Annotated in this window: 15 protein-coding genes; 8 read left to right on the top strand and 7 right to left on the bottom strand. The window is 70.8% G+C overall.

From position 1 onward, the window contains the following. Positions 1-123: 123 nt before the first annotated feature. From mtdB to fae, 6 genes are all read left to right on the top strand, one after another. Positions 124-1,017 (top strand): NAD(P)-dependent methylenetetrahydromethanopterin dehydrogenase, encoded by an 894-nt coding sequence (gene mtdB, locus BY998_RS21460; protein ID WP_110353729.1) that lies wholly within the window; start codon positions 124-126, stop codon positions 1,015-1,017. Between the two features lie 110 nt (positions 1,018-1,127). Beyond that, positions 1,128-2,255 (top strand): ATP-grasp domain-containing protein, encoded by a 1,128-nt coding sequence (locus tag BY998_RS21455; protein WP_110353749.1) that lies wholly within the window; start codon positions 1,128-1,130, stop codon positions 2,253-2,255. Next, a complete protein-coding gene (gene mch, locus BY998_RS21450) occupies positions 2,185-3,156 on the top strand; it encodes a methenyltetrahydromethanopterin cyclohydrolase (protein ID WP_110353728.1) in 972 nt (323 codons plus the stop codon). Before BY998_RS21455 ends, mch begins: the two co-directional genes overlap by 71 nt. Before the next feature lie 166 nt (positions 3,157-3,322). Next, on the top strand, positions 3,323-4,237 hold the full coding sequence (locus BY998_RS21445; RefSeq protein WP_110353727.1) for a RimK family alpha-L-glutamate ligase: 915 nt from the start codon (positions 3,323-3,325) through the stop codon (positions 4,235-4,237). Continuing rightward, a complete protein-coding gene (locus BY998_RS21440) occupies positions 4,234-5,097 on the top strand; it encodes a triphosphoribosyl-dephospho-CoA synthase (protein ID WP_110353726.1) in 864 nt (287 codons plus the stop codon). The genes BY998_RS21445 and BY998_RS21440 overlap by 4 nt, the downstream gene beginning before the upstream one ends. A gap of 235 nt (positions 5,098-5,332) precedes the next feature. Next, a complete protein-coding gene (gene fae, locus BY998_RS21435) occupies positions 5,333-5,845 on the top strand; it encodes a 5,6,7,8-tetrahydromethanopterin hydro-lyase (RefSeq protein WP_003604760.1) in 513 nt (170 codons plus the stop codon). Positions 5,846-6,138: 293 nt separating this feature from the next. Here the strand turns inward: fae and BY998_RS21430 are convergent, their stop codons facing one another. Continuing rightward, positions 6,139-6,840 carry a HisA/HisF-related TIM barrel protein gene (locus tag BY998_RS21430; RefSeq protein ID WP_110353725.1) on the bottom strand — a complete coding sequence of 234 codons (702 nt, stop codon included), beginning with the start codon at positions 6,838-6,840 and terminating at the stop codon, positions 6,139-6,141. A 3-nt stretch (positions 6,841-6,843) separates the two neighbouring features. Between BY998_RS21430 and BY998_RS21425 the strand changes: the two genes are divergently transcribed. Both BY998_RS21425 and BY998_RS21420 read left to right on the top strand, forming a co-directional pair. After that, positions 6,844-7,878 (top strand): hydantoinase/oxoprolinase family protein, encoded by a 1,035-nt coding sequence (locus BY998_RS21425; protein ID WP_110353724.1) that lies wholly within the window; start codon positions 6,844-6,846, stop codon positions 7,876-7,878. A gap of 55 nt (positions 7,879-7,933) precedes the next feature. After that, positions 7,934-8,134 (top strand): hypothetical protein, encoded by a 201-nt coding sequence (locus BY998_RS21420; RefSeq protein WP_110353723.1) that lies wholly within the window; start codon positions 7,934-7,936, stop codon positions 8,132-8,134. A 20-nt stretch (positions 8,135-8,154) separates the two neighbouring features. On the opposite strand, the gene BY998_RS21415 is transcribed toward BY998_RS21420, so the two are convergent. The 6 genes from BY998_RS21415 to BY998_RS21390 form a co-directional block, all read right to left on the bottom strand. Continuing rightward, the gene (locus BY998_RS21415) at positions 8,155-9,264 is read right to left on the bottom strand and encodes a YncE family protein (RefSeq protein WP_110353748.1); all 1,110 of its coding nucleotides are present in this window, start codon (positions 9,262-9,264) and stop codon (positions 8,155-8,157) included. A 10-nt stretch (positions 9,265-9,274) separates the two neighbouring features. Continuing rightward, positions 9,275-9,805 carry an SRPBCC family protein gene (locus BY998_RS21410; RefSeq protein WP_110353722.1) on the bottom strand — a complete coding sequence of 177 codons (531 nt, stop codon included), beginning with the start codon at positions 9,803-9,805 and terminating at the stop codon, positions 9,275-9,277. A 70-nt stretch (positions 9,806-9,875) separates the two neighbouring features. Continuing rightward, complete coding sequence (locus tag BY998_RS21405; RefSeq protein WP_110353747.1) at positions 9,876-10,409, bottom strand: SRPBCC family protein; 534 nt, start codon at positions 10,407-10,409, stop codon at positions 9,876-9,878. Positions 10,410-10,429: 20 nt separating this feature from the next. Next, positions 10,430-11,026, bottom strand: a complete 597-nt coding sequence (locus BY998_RS21400) for a DUF447 domain-containing protein (RefSeq protein ID WP_110353721.1) — start codon at positions 11,024-11,026, stop codon at positions 10,430-10,432. Between the two features lies 1 nt (position 11,027). After that, complete coding sequence (locus tag BY998_RS21395; RefSeq protein ID WP_245421692.1) at positions 11,028-12,644, bottom strand: DUF6513 domain-containing protein; 1,617 nt, start codon at positions 12,642-12,644, stop codon at positions 11,028-11,030. Then, positions 12,641-13,252: a uridylate kinase gene (locus BY998_RS21390; protein ID WP_110353720.1), complete on the bottom strand. Its 612-nt coding sequence runs from the start codon at positions 13,250-13,252 to the stop codon at positions 12,641-12,643. The genes BY998_RS21395 and BY998_RS21390 overlap by 4 nt, the downstream gene beginning before the upstream one ends. Positions 13,253-13,254: the final 2 nt, after the last annotated feature.

Genomic DNA, 13,254 nt, shown 5'->3' with positions numbered 1-13,254 from the left:
AACGGGTCTCGCGGGAACGCGCGGCCGCCGGCCGAAGACCCTTCGGCCTCGGCGGCGCGGCGGATGTTTCGTGAAGAGAGACTTGGCGCCCGCAAAGGGCGCGCTCACGGGAGGACGAAGATCATGGCCCGCTCGATCCTGCACATGCTGACGCCGCTCAAGCACATGAGCCCGTTCGACGTGAACATGGCGATCGATGCCGGGTTCGAGACGCTGATCCCCTATACCGGCGTCGATCTCGCCGATGTCGTCTCGCTGACGCAGGACTCGATCTTCTCCCGGGCGCCGCAGGATGGCGTGCGCACCGGCCTCTTCATCGGCGGCAAGAACGCCGAACTGGCCCTCGACATGGTGGACCGGGCCAAGAAGGCCTTCGTGCCGCCCTTCGTGAATCACGTCTTCGCCGACCCGGCCGGCTCCTTCACCACCGGCGCGGCGATGGTCGCCGAGGTCTCCCGCGCCCTGAAGGCGAAGTTCGACACCGACCTCAAGGGCAAGCGCATCGTCATCTTCGGAGGCGCGGGCGTCGTCGCCTACGTCGCCGCGGTGATCGGCGCACTGGAGGGCGCCCAGAGCGTGCTCGTCGGCCATGACGGCGAGGAGCGCGTCTCGAAGATCGCCTTCACCATGAAGTGGCGCTTCGGCATCGAGGTCGGCGCCGTCGACGGCACCCTGCCCGAGGCGCGCCGCGCGGCCATCGCCGATGCCGACGTGATCCTCTCGGCCGGACCCGCCGGCGTCTCGATCCTGACGGCCGAGGATCTCGAATCCGCGCCCAAGCTCTTGGTCGCCTCCGACGTCAACGCCGTGCCGCCTGCCGGCATTGCCGGCATCGACGTGAACGCCACGGACGTGCCGCTGCCGGTCGGCAAGGGCGTCGGCATCGGTGCGCTCGCGGTCGGCAACGTGAAGTACCAGACCCAGTGCCGCCTGTTCCGGAAGATGCTGGAGGCGCAGGAGCCGCTCTGCCTCGATTTCCGCGACGCCTACAAGCTCGCCGTCGAGATTGCCGGCTGAGGCCGACGCTGATCCCGCGACCCATGCCCGAGGGCGGCGCGGTCCTGATCGCCGCGCAGTCCGGCCGGGCGCTGGCCCAGGCCGCGCGGCGGGCGGGCCTGCGGCCGTTCGTGCTCGACCTGTTCGGCGACGAGGACACGCTGGCGCTGGCCGAGAGCCATCGCACGCTGCCGGGGCGCTTCGGCGCCGGCACCCGCGACCGGGCCGGCGTGCTGTCGGCGCTCTCCGCGCTGTCGCAACAGGCAGGTGGGGCCGAATTCGGAATCGTGCTCGGCAGCGGCTTCGAGGGCGCGCCGGACCTGATCGCCGAGATCGGCGCCCGCCACCGCCTTCTCGGCGCCGCCCCCGAGACGGTCGCGGCGCTGAACGACCCATTCCGCCTTGCCGCGCTCTGCGCGCGCCTCGCGATCCCGCACCCGGCCATCACCGCCGGCCCGGTCGCGGATCGGGATGCTTGGCTCGTCAAGCGGATCGGCGGCTGCGGAGGCTCGCATATCCGCGCCAGCGCGACGGGGTCGACCCCGCCCGGCCACTACCTCCAGGCCCGCATGCCGGGCCGTGCCTTCGCCCTGAATTTTCTGTCCGATGGGCGCCGCATCGAGCCGCTCGCGCTGACCGAGCAGTGGCAGGCACCCTCGCCGCTCCGGCCGTTCCGCTATGCCGGCGCCCTCGCCCGCGGCCGCGACGAGGCGGAGCCGATCCCGCCGGCGATCGAGGCGCGGATCGCGGAGGCCGCCCTTCGGCTGGCGCGCGAGACCGGGCTGACGGGGCTGGCCAGCGCCGATTGCCTCGTGGAGGGCGAACGCTGGTGGCTCCTGGAGATCAACCCGCGCCCCGGCGCGACCCTCGACGTGCTCGACCGCCGCCCGACGCCGTTGCTGCTCCAGCATATCGAGGCGAGCCTCGGCCGCATGCCTGCCATCGAAGCCTCACCGACGGATGCGACAGGCGCCGAGATCTGTTACGCGGCCCGGACCTGCCCAGCGATGCCGCCGCTCGATTGGCCCGACCACGTTCACGATCGGCCGCGGGTGGGCAGCCCGGTGGCCCGCGACGCGCCGCTCTGCACGGTCACGGCCTCCGGGCCGGAGGCCGTGACGGTCAAAGAAGAATTGCGGAGCCGGACCGCCCAGGTCCGCACTCTGCTGGAGGAGACGGAGAACAGTCATGAGTTCCAACACGAGCGCCCCGAGCCTCAACGCCCTGGCGGCACCGCTGGTCGAGAGCCTCGTCGCTGACGCGGCCAAGCTCCGGCTCATCGTCGCCCAGGAGAACGGCGCGCGCACGGTCGATGCCGGCGCCAACGCCCGCGGCTCCATCGAGGCCGGCCGGCGCATCGCCGAGATCTGCCTCGGCGGCCTCGGCACGGTCACGATCGCGCCGATCGGCCCGGTCGCCTCCTGGCCCTACACGGTGGTGGTCCATTCCGCCGACCCGGTGCTCGCCTGCCTCGGCTCGCAGTATGCCGGCTGGAGCCTCGCCGACGAGGAGGGCGATTCCGGCTTCTTCGCCCTCGGATCGGGCCCCGGCCGCGCGGTCGCCGTGGTGGAGGAGCTCTACAAGGAGCTCGGCTACCGCGACAACGCGACCAAGACCGCCCTGGTGCTCGAATCCGCGAGCGCCCCGCCGGCCTCGGTGGTGAACAAGGTCGCCGCCGCCACGGGCATCGCGGCCGAGAACGTCACCTTCATCTACGCCCCGACCCAGAGCCTCGCCGGCGCGACCCAGGTCGTGGCCCGCGTGCTGGAGGTGGCGCTGCACAAGGCGCACACCGTCGGCTTCGACCTGCACAAGATCCTCGACGGCATCGGCTCGGCGCCGCTCTCGCCCCAGCATCCGGACTTCATTCAGGCGATGGGCCGCACCAACGACGCCATCATCTACGGGGGCCGGGTGCAGCTCTTCGTCGATGCCGACGACGCGGACGCCAAGCAACTCGCCGAGCAGCTTCCCTCCACCACCTCCGCCGACCACGGCGCGCCCTTCGCCGAGATCTTCTCGCGGGTGAACGGCGACTTCTACAAGATCGACGGTGCGCTGTTCTCCCCGGCCGAGGCCATCGTCACCTCGGTCAAGACCGGCAAGTCGTTCCGCGGCGGCCGGCTGGAGCCGCAGCTCGTGGACGCCTCGTTCACGTAAGAGGCGCGCGGAAAACCCTCCCCCCTCCGCGGGGAGGGTGCCTGCGGAGCAGGCGGGAGAGGGGAGCGACGCTTCCGGAGAAGGCTGAGCCGGCCCCTCACCCGACCCCCTTCGGGAGCCACCCTCTCCCGCGGAGGGGAGAGGGAAGCAAAACGGAAAAGAACGCATGCGCATCGGGCTCGCGGCCGACAACGGCAATTGGCACAAGGCGCGGCTGCGGGAGGCCCTGCGCGGCTTCGGCGTCGAGCCGGTGCTGTTCTCGCTGGCCGACGTCGCCGTGGTGACGGCTGGGGCTGAGCCCCTGCGGGTGCCGGGCTTCGCCGACGGCCTGCCCGACGGCGTCCTGCTGCGCACCATCGCCGGCGGCACCTTCGAGGCGACGACCATGCGGCTCGGCGTGCTCCACGCCCTGGTGGCCGCGGGCGTGACCGTCTGGAACGGGCCGACGGCGATCGAGCGCTCGGTCGACAAGGCGGCGACCTCGCTGCTGATCGCCCGCGCGGGCCTTCCGACGCCGGACACCTTCGTCGTCTCGAAGCGCGAGGCCGCGGCCGAGATCGTCGCCCGCGAGGCGCGGCCCGGAACGCCCATCGTGCTGAAGCCCCTGTTCGGTTCGCAAGGCGAGGGTCTGATGCTCCTCGAGACCCCCGAGGATCTGCCGGCTCAAGAGGCGGTGAGCGGCGTCTACTATCTCCAGCGCTACGTGCCCCGCGCCGACGGGCTCTGGCGCGACTACCGCGTCTTCGTCTGCGAGGGCCGGGCCATCGCCGGCATGATCCGCGAGGGCGACGGCTGGATCACCAACGTCCACCGGGGAGGCCGGCCCTTCGCCTGGGACGTGCCGGCCCGCGCCGCCGAACTGGCCGAGGCCGCGGCGGCGGCGATCGGCGTCGATTACACCGGCATCGATCTCGTCGAGGACGGGGAGGGCAACTTCCTCGTGCTGGAGGTCAACTCCATGCCCGCCTGGTCCGGGCTGCAGCAGGTGACGGAGGTCGACATCGCCGGTGCCGTCGCCCGCGGCTTCCTCAACGCGGTCCGCGCGGCGCGCCCGCCGCGGCTGGTCTCGGCACTCGGATGAGCGCGGCGGCGCCCCGCGGCCTGCCGGCGGCGACGGTGGCCGACCTCTACCGCGCCGCCTGCCTCGCCGAACTCGATGCGCTGAAACCCGGCAACGTCCACGGTTACGCCCCCGGTCACCGCATGGTGGTGGCCGATTTCGTGACCAGCGCCGACGTCTCCGCACCAAGCCTCGCCGCGCCGGGCGCCCGGGTGGGGAAGCGGGTGCGCGGCGGGGTCGAGGCGACCTTCGCCGCGGTCGCTCAGAACACCAATCTCGGCATCCTGCTGCTCTGCGCGCCGCTGGCCCGCGCCGCGGAGCAGGCCGGGCCGCTGCGCGAGCGCCTCGACGGCGTGCTGGCGAATTTCGATGAAACGGATGCGCAGGACGTCTTCGCCGCGATCCGTCACGCCAATCCCGGCGGGCTCGGGCGTGCGGAGCGCCACGACGTCGCCGCCGAAGGGCCGGTCCCGTCCCTCGGCGACGCGATGGCGGAAGCCGCTCCCCGCGACCGCATCGCCCGCGCCTATACCGACGGGTATCGCGATCTCTTCGCGATCGGGCTTCCGGCGCTCGCGGGTACTCGGGCGCGGGGGCTCGCGCCGCCCTGGACCACCACGGCGGTGCATCTCGCCTACTTGACCGGCGTGCCCGACAGCCACATCGCCCGCAAGTTCGGGCCGGAGCGGGCGGAGGCGGTGCGGGCGGAAGCCGAGACGCGGCTGTCCCGGATCGACCTCGCTGCGGCGCCCGTCGCGGCGCTGCTCGCCCACGACAGGCTGCTGAAAGAGGCCGGCCTCAACCCGGGCACGAGCGCCGATTTCACGGTCGCGACGCTGTTCCTCGACGCGCTTCTGGCGGCACGCGGCGAGGGGGCGTGAGCCCTCGCCCGCGAGGGGATGAATTCTTCTCCGTCAAGGCCCCGAGACTTCCAAAAAATCGCGGATTTCAGGGTCTTGCGCGGGTTGTTCGGCGGAAGGGCCCGCTGTAGGGTCCGCCCCGCTATCCGGGCAAACCGGCTCGGCTCTCAGCCGGGCGCCGCAAACAAGGATGGCTTCCAGGCCCCGCCTCCTCTCAGGGCGGGCCTTTTTTCAGGAATCCAGGGAGAGACCCCGAATGGCAAAGATCACCAAGGTTCAGGTCGGCGAGGCCCTCGTCGGCGACGGCAACGAAGTCGCCCACATCGACCTCATCATCGGACCGCGCGGTTCGCCGGCCGAGACGGCCTTCTGCAACGGTCTGGTCAACAACAAGCACGGCTTCACCAGCCTGCTCGCCGTGATCGCGCCGAACCTGCCGTGCAAGCCGAACACGCTGATGTTCAACAAGGTCACCATCAACGACGCCCGTCAGGCCGTCCAGATGTTCGGCCCGGCTCAGCATGGCGTCGCCATGGCCGTGCAGGACGCGGTTGCCGAAGGCATCATCCCGGCTGACGAAGCCGACGACCTGTACGTGCTGGTCGGCGTGTTCATCCACTGGGAAGCGGCCGACGACGCCAAGATCCAGAAGTACAACTACGAGGCCACCAAGCTCTCGATCCAGCGCGCCGTGAACGGCGAGCCGAAGGCTTCGGTCGTCACCGAGCAGCGCAAGTCGGCGACCCACCCCTTCGCCGCCAACGCTTAGATCGGAGGCAGTCCTGGGCAGAGCGAGCCTCCGCCCGCACCGCGGGGTCTGCTCCAGCGACTGGCTTCAATCTTCCTTGGACGCTAACGGATCGGGACGGCTTCGGCCGTCCCTTTCTTTTTGGGCGATGCCGATCTCGCGGCTCCAGGCCGGGAGCGAGCTTGCTTCGTCATGGCGAGGCAAAGCCGACGCCATCCCGTGCTCCGCATGATCCGGAGAGGTCGCACCCCCGGATCGCTGCGCTGACGCGCGCGAGGACGACGGGGCCGACACCGATCGACCCGACAACGCACTCAGCGCAGCCGTCCGTCGTGGATGGCCGAGGCGACGAGCGCACCGGCCGCGCCGGCTTCGATGAGCTGCGCCACGTCGTCCGGGCCCCGCACGCCGCCCGCCGCGTAGATCCGCCGGCCTCCGCCCGCCGCGATGGCTCGTGAAATTCCGGAAAGATCGGGACCGCTGCCGGTGCCGACCCGGGCGAGCGTCATCACGATCACATCGTCGGGCCATGCCCCCGCATCGTCGTGCAGGGCATCCGGCCCGAGCCGGGTCTCGCCGCGACTGTCGAGGGAGAGCACGGCGCGGTGTCCCAGCGCGCGCACGAGATCCGCGTCCCTCTGACTCTCGCTGCCGATCACCGGACGCCCGAGCCCGAGCCCGCCGAATCGCTCAATTCCCAACAAATCGGAGAATCCGGCATCGACCCAGAGAGCGACTCCGGGACAGGCCCGGGCCACCGCTTCCAGGCTGGCGCGGTCGGGCTCGGTGCGCTCCATGATCGCGTCGAGATCGGCCACGTAGAGAAGATCCGCCTCGACCGCGTCGATCAATGCGCGGGCGATGTCGGCGGGGGCGGAGCCCCTGGCCAAGGGGGTGTCGATCGGGGCATAGCCGTCGCGCTCGCCCGCGCGGGCGCGCACCACTTGGCCCCGGCGCAGATCGATCACCGGGATCAGCCGGAAGGGAACCGGGCGCTCCTCGAAACCTTGGGACATCGCGTGAACCGGAAATTGACCAGGGTCGTCGGGTGGGATCTCGGCGGGGTGCATGTCAAGGCGGCGCTGATCGAGGAGGGCCGCGTGGTCGAGGCGGTGCAGGCCCCCTGCGCCCTCTGGCGCGGCGTGCGCGCCCTCGACGAAAGCTTCGCGACGCTGCCGGACTGGGCGCGGGACGAGGCCGCTCACGCGGTCACCATGACGGGCGAACTGACCGACTGCTTCGCCGACCGCAACGACGGCGTCGACAAGCTTTCGACCTGGGCCGCGGCGACGCTCAAGGGGGCGGTGCGCATCTATGCCGGCCACTCCGGCTTCGTCGCGGCGGACGCCGCCCGCGCCCATGCGGCCGACATCGCCTCGGCCAATTGGCATGCCACCGCCGCGCTGGTCGGGCGCCACGCGCGCCACGCCCTGCTCGTCGATATCGGCTCCACCACCGCCGACTTGATTCCGATCGTGGACGGGCAGCCCGCCGCCCGCGGCTACAGCGACGCCGAGCGGCTGGAGACGGGCGAACTCGTCTATACGGGCGTGGTGCGCACGCCGCTCCTGGCCTTCGCGACCCACGCGCCTTGGCGCGGCCGGCGCACGGCGCTGATGGCCGAGACCTTTGCGAACACCGCCGACATCTACCGCCTCATCGGCGACCTGCCCGAGGGCGCCGACCAGCAGCACAGCGCCGATCTCAAGGGGAAGTCGCTCCCCGAGACCGAGACGCGGCTCGCCCGCATGGTCGGCCGCGACCGGGGAGAGGGCAGCGCGGACGAGTGGCGGGCGCTGGCCGGCTGGTTCGCGGAGGCGCAGATACGACCCCTGCACGACGCTGCCGCGACCCTGCTCTCGCGCCCCGATCTGCCCGCCGACGCGCCCCTCATCGTCTGCGGCGCAGGGCGCTTCCTGGCGGAACGCCTCGCCGCGCGGCTCGGACGCCGGCCGCTGCCGCTTACGGAGGTGATCGCCGGGCGTCTTGCTGGGACGGGATCGGACCGGGTCTCGACCTGCGGGCCGGCCGTCGCGGTCGGGTTGATTGCGTGAGGAACGGGGCCGCCCCCGCGCGTTGACGGGGGCGACACGGAACGAGGAGATGCGAATGACCGCAGGCAACAAGCTCGCCCGGATCCTGGCGGCCCGGAGCGGCGAGGCCATCGAGCTGGCCTTCGTGACCGAGGATGGACGGACCACCAAGGTGCTGGCGAGCGAGGATCAGATCGACCGCCTCGTGGACGAATTGGAGGATGTCCTCAACTCGCCCACGGAAGGCGGGTCCGGCGAGCCGCCCGCGGCGGCCTGAACCGGTCCGGGCGCCGCCGATCAGCGCAGGAAATCCCCGAAGGCGCGGGGACCGTCACCGGTCTCGATCGTGCCCGTGACCTTGAGGGTCGAGGGGTCGATCAGGCTCAGGGCGTTGTCGCCCCAGTTGGCGACGACGACGGTCTTGCCGTCGCGGGTGGTGGCGATACCCTCGGGGTGGTCGCCGACATCGATCGCGGCGAGCGTCTTCAGGGTCGCGGGGTCGAACACCGTCACGGTGTTGGAATACTGGTCGGTGACGAAACCTTTGCCGCCCGCGAGCGCGATGACGTAGGGGCGCTGGCCGGTGGCGACCCGACCGGTCTCGCGGCCCGCGGCGACATCGATCGCCGAGACATCGTTCGAGGTCACGTTGGCGGTGTAGGCCTGCCGACCGTCGGCCGAGAGGGTCAGGCCGAACGGATGCCCGCCCACGGCGATGCGCCGTGTCTCCCGACGGCTCGCCAGATCGACCACGGACACGGAATCCGCCTCCCGGTTGGCCACCAGCAGCGTCGCGCCGTCCGGCGTGACGGCGAGGCCCGAGGGCGATTGACCGGTGGCGATCTCGCCCTCACGCTTCAGGCCTTCGCCGTCCGGGCGCAGCACGAAGACGCGCGCCCCGTACCAGTCGGCGACGTAGACTTCGCCGGAGACCGGGTTGACGCCAATGCCGAGGGGGCCGCCGGGCAGGTCGAGGCTCGCGCGCATCGTTCGGGCATCGAGATCGATCACCGCGACGCCCTTGCCCTCGGGGCGGGTGACGTAAGCGGTCTTGCGATCCGGGGAGAGGGCGATGCCGGCGGGCGCGCCCGGGACGGGGATCGAGCCAAGGACCTTCTTCGAGGCGAGGTCCACGATCTCGACGGCGTTGCCGAGCTGTGCCGTGACGATCGCCTCCTGCGCGAGGGCAGGGGAGCCGGCGAGCATGAGGAGATAGGCGAGGCGCGGAAAAGCTCTTCCCCCTCGGCGGGGGAGGGGGCCTGCGGAGCAGGCGGGAGAGGGATCGGCCCCGCATCGTCCGGAAGCGGCGCTCTTCTCAACCTTTCGAGGAACGCCCTCTCCCGCGGAGGAGAGAGGGTTCGGCCGGCGTGCCCGGCCAAAGGATCGCAGCACGCCGGCGTCCCGCATCATCGACCCCTTACGAGCCCTTCTCGGCCTTGGCCTTCACGTTCTCCAGGCCGGCTTTGTAGAGGCCCTGCACGGCCTTCTTGGAGGCCTCGTCGTTCAGATCGGGCGGCGGATCGTTGTTCATGTAGCCGCGATAGAACGCGCCGCGCCACGTCATCTTGGTCTTGGCACCGTCACCCTCGACCTCGATGGTGGAGGAGTAGTCGTTCACCGGCAGGGTCTTCACGTCGACCTTGGTGATCCGGTACATCAGGGTCTTCTTTTCGGCGTCGTACTTGGCGAGTTCTTCCTCGACCGTAGCGCCGCCCTTGAGCGTCAGTGTGCGGGTCGCCTTGACCTCGTTGCCGCCCTTGCCCTCGGTCTTCTCGACCACGGGAATCCAGCTGCCGTCCTGGAAGTTGCCGACCATCGCCCAGACCTTGTCGGCGGGTGCGTTGATCTCGATCGACTCGGACACCTTCTGGCGCGTGGGGCCGTGAGCCTGCGCCGAAAAGGTCACCGTGGCGAGCGCCGCCACGGCGGCGAGCGTTCTGAACTTCATTTTTTCTCTCCTCCCATCGAAGCCGCCGGAGGGCGGCGTCCTCACCCCTCGTTCGCGGACGGCTCCCTCGTCAGGAGCCGCCCTTCTCAAGCCGGGCCTTGAGGTTCTCAAGGCTGGCATGAACCCAGGCCCGCACGGCCTTCTCCGAATTCTCGTCGTTGAGTTCGGGCGGCGGGTCGTTGTTCGGATGGCCGCGGTAGAAGGCGGCCTTCCACGCGACGGTCGCGGCGTGGTCCCCCTCGGGCTGCACCGAGATCGTCGCCGAATAGGCCTTGGCCGGCAGGTCCGAGACCTCGTTCTGCAGGATGTAGTAGGCGAAGCTCCTGCGCTCGGGATCGATCTTGCGGGCCTCCTCGACGATGGCGTGGCCGTTCTTCAGCGTCAGCCGGTAGGCGGGCTTCTCGGGCGTGCCCGTCTGCTCCGCGCCCGCCACGTTCTCGATCCAGCCCGCATCCGCCGGATTGCCGACCACCGCCCAGACCTTGTCGGCGGAGGCGTCGATGGTGATGGTCTCGACGATCTTGCGCCGGGTCGGCGCGTGCTGGGCCTCGGACGTCACGGCGGTCAGGGCGAGTGCCGCGGCGGCGAGAAGGGCGATCCGCATCGAAGCAAGCATCTCCTGCGTCACGAAGGGCGGCTGGCGGGGTCGAGCACGCGCTCGCTGCGCCCGAGCGCTGCCGCGACCTTGTCCTCGATCCAGTCCCAGGCCTCGAGTTCGGCCGGGCCGGCGGTCTTGGCGATGGCTATGGCATGATAGGCCATCTCCGTCAGGACCTTTTCCGGGCTCAGCATGTGGAGCCGCGTGGACAGAATCGCCGCCTCGATCACCGCACCCTGCGCCCGGTTGTAGCCGATGAACGGCACGTGGCCGGCCGCATGCACCATCCGCCCCCGGTAGCGCGGACGCTGCGGGTCCTCGTCGATCGCCGCCACCTCGAACTCGGCATGACCGAAGCATTCGGCCAGCCGCTTCCCGGGAATGTGATCGCAATCCACCACCGGCCAGTCGCGCCGTCCGGTGACGACGCCCGCGATCACCCTCACGTCGCTCGGCGCGGAGGCCGCGAAATACGGCCGGTCCGCGAGGTTCTCGATGGTGGGCGAGGGGCGGAACGGGGCCAGCACGAAATCCTCGCCCTCCCGGATCAGGCCGAAGGGCACGAGGTGCATCTCGCCCGCCGCCGAGAGGGTGGTGACGACGGTCTCCAGGATCAGCGGCATCTCAGCTCCGGTCCCCGTTCGAACCGTCATCCGGGACCAGCCGGCCGCAGACGATGCGCCCGCCCTTCGCCTCGGAGAGCGCGTCCCGCGCCTCATCCGAACCGCGTCCGGTCTCCGTTTGCGGCGGCTCCGCGTCCTGCTCCGGCGGCGTCGCGGCGGCGCGCGCCGCCTCGGACGCCTCGGGGCCGCTATGCTGTGTGTGGGCGGACTTGGTCTTGCTGGGTTTGGTCGGCCCGGCCGCCTTGAAGGCGGTGGTGTCCTCCTGGGTGCGGTCGGCGGCGCAGCCCCAGTCGAGGGGCTCGTCCTGCACGTAGCGCTTGCTCAGGCGGAAGGCGGTCTCGGCCTTGGTCAGCTCGCCCCCGAGATAGAAGGCGTGCGCGCCGTCGCTCTCCACGCTCAGATCGGGGAAGAAGGCCATCGCGTCGGTGCCGGTCCGGTGGATGTCGCGGTTGTAGACGTGGATGCCGTCCTCGGCGACGGCGATGCGGTAATTGGGGTCGCGCACTTCCGCCGCCAGGGCCGCGATCTCATCGGAGGTCTGCACGAAGGGGCGCTTGTCGTGAAGCGCCAGAAGGTCGCGGCCGTAGCCCTTGGGCAGGGCCGCGTCCTCCTTGGCCGCGTACATCACCCGGCGGGCCGCGTCGTGCTCCTCCACGGTGCGGCGCGTGTGGTTCGAGACCTGCACGATCAGCACGTTGCGGATAGCGAGTTCCGAGCACATTCCGACGAGCAGGGCCGTGACGCCGAGGCTGTCGGCCTCGGTGAGTTCGGTGAGGTTGCCGGTGCCCATCATCATCTCGATGTTCGGCCAGCGCGCCCGGGTGTCGCGGTAGCGCGCGATCGAATCCACGAAGCCGAAATGGATCGGCTCCAGGATCGGGTCGGCCATGTAGGGGCGCCCCGCCCGCTCCATACGCTCGATGGCGCGGTCGAGGGAGGGCAGGTCGTCGGGCCGCATCGGCACGAGGACCGGCACCGCGTCGGTCTCGAAGGCGAGATCGAGCGTCTCCTCGTTGAGGCTGAGCAGGTAGTCGGCCCCTGCCCGCGCGCCGCGGGTCAACTCGTCGAGAGAGAAGGAATCGACGCTCACCCTGAGCCCGGCCTGTTTCAGCGCGCGCACGCATTCCTCGAGATGCGGGAAGGGCGTGTCGGGCAGGCCGCCGAGGTCGATCACGTCGGCGCCGCGCCGGGCGAGGTCGAGGCCCTTGGCCAGAACTTGGTCCGCCGTCATCTTCGAGGCGTCGACGATCTCGGAGAAGATGCGCAGGTCGTGGCGGGAGAGATCGACCTTGCGGCCGCTCAGGCCGAGATAAGCCGGCAAATCGACGATCTCGTCCGGGCCCCGCTCGACCGGTAGGCCGAAATGTCGGGCCAAAGCCTCCGGGTTGGCGCGGCAGCGCCCGGGCAGGACGATACGGGTCGCCCCCTCCGGCATCGTCACCCGGCGCTTGATGATCTCCTCGGTCATCAGCGCGGCCACCTTCACGCCCGCATCGGCGATGCTCCAGGCGTAGCGCTCGGGCGGAAGGGTCGCGGCGACCTTCTCCAGCCGGGCATGGGCCAGCTTGCCGGTGACGAAGACCAGATGTTCGGGGACGATGTGTTCGGGCGCGCTCACGCGGCGTGCCTTTCCGGCGATGGGCCGCGGATCACGATCTCGCCGGGAAAGGCGGCCGCGAAACGAGCGAAGGCGGCATCGACGAGGCCCGAGCGCACGAGCGCCGGCAGATCGGCGGACGGATCATGGTTTGCCGACTTCACGAAGATGCAGCGCCCGGCGCCGAGCCTGCGGGCGAGCCAGAGGGCGAGGCTGTCGGAGGTGACATCCCAGCTCTCCGGGATGTCGGGATGGCCGGCCTTCAGCGCGACCGGATCCCAGATCGCCGAACGGCCCCGATCCAAGGCATCGGCCACGGCGTCCGGGCTGGCGGCGACGGCGAGCCGCGGTTCGATCGCGGAAAAGATCTCGGCCATGCGGCCCATGGCGTCGATGGCGAGGCGGTGGGCGAGACGGTCCTCGAAGCCGAGGGCGGCCTGCGCCGTGCGCACCGCGTCGGCGAAGGGGCCGCCGCCCGGGACCACGGCGACCGGTCCCCGCTCGACGCAGTCGGCGAGCACGGCGTGCAATCGCGCTCGATCGGAGATCAAGCTGCCGCCGACCTTCACGACGGCGGCGGTCTTCCTCTCCCCTACAGAGGGGGGCGGGGAGCGTTCGGGATGCGTCATCG

This window comes from Methylobacterium sp. B4, from assembly GCF_003201865.1.
GTDB lineage: Bacteria > Pseudomonadota > Alphaproteobacteria > Rhizobiales > Beijerinckiaceae > Methylobacterium.
The sequence above is the reverse complement of the archived record's forward strand: the minus strand, read 5'-3'. Positions and strand labels throughout refer to the sequence as shown.

Bases quoted from the DNA above. Each gene is read 5' to 3' on its own strand.
- mtdB (WP_110353729.1), top strand. From the start codon at position 124: ATGGCCCGCTCGATCCTGCACATGCTGACGCCGCTCAAGCACATGAGC.
- mch (WP_110353728.1), top strand. From the start codon at position 2,185: ATGAGTTCCAACACGAGCGCCCCGAGCCTCAACGCCCTGGCGGCACCG.
- BY998_RS21445 (WP_110353727.1), top strand. From the start codon at position 3,323: ATGCGCATCGGGCTCGCGGCCGACAACGGCAATTGGCACAAGGCGCGG.
- BY998_RS21440 (WP_110353726.1), top strand. From the start codon at position 4,234: ATGAGCGCGGCGGCGCCCCGCGGCCTGCCGGCGGCGACGGTGGCCGAC.
- fae (WP_003604760.1), top strand. From the start codon at position 5,333: ATGGCAAAGATCACCAAGGTTCAGGTCGGCGAGGCCCTCGTCGGCGAC.
- BY998_RS21430 (WP_110353725.1), bottom strand. From the start codon at position 6,840: ATGTCCCAAGGTTTCGAGGAGCGCCCGGTTCCCTTCCGGCTGATCCCG.
- BY998_RS21420 (WP_110353723.1), top strand. From the start codon at position 7,934: ATGACCGCAGGCAACAAGCTCGCCCGGATCCTGGCGGCCCGGAGCGGC.
- BY998_RS21415 (WP_110353748.1), bottom strand. From the start codon at position 9,264: ATGCGGGACGCCGGCGTGCTGCGATCCTTTGGCCGGGCACGCCGGCCG.
- BY998_RS21410 (WP_110353722.1), bottom strand. From the start codon at position 9,805: ATGAAGTTCAGAACGCTCGCCGCCGTGGCGGCGCTCGCCACGGTGACC.
- BY998_RS21405 (WP_110353747.1), bottom strand. From the start codon at position 10,409: ATGCGGATCGCCCTTCTCGCCGCCGCGGCACTCGCCCTGACCGCCGTG.
- BY998_RS21400 (WP_110353721.1), bottom strand. From the start codon at position 11,026: ATGCCGCTGATCCTGGAGACCGTCGTCACCACCCTCTCGGCGGCGGGC.
- BY998_RS21390 (WP_110353720.1), bottom strand. From the start codon at position 13,252: ATGACGCATCCCGAACGCTCCCCGCCCCCCTCTGTAGGGGAGAGGAAG.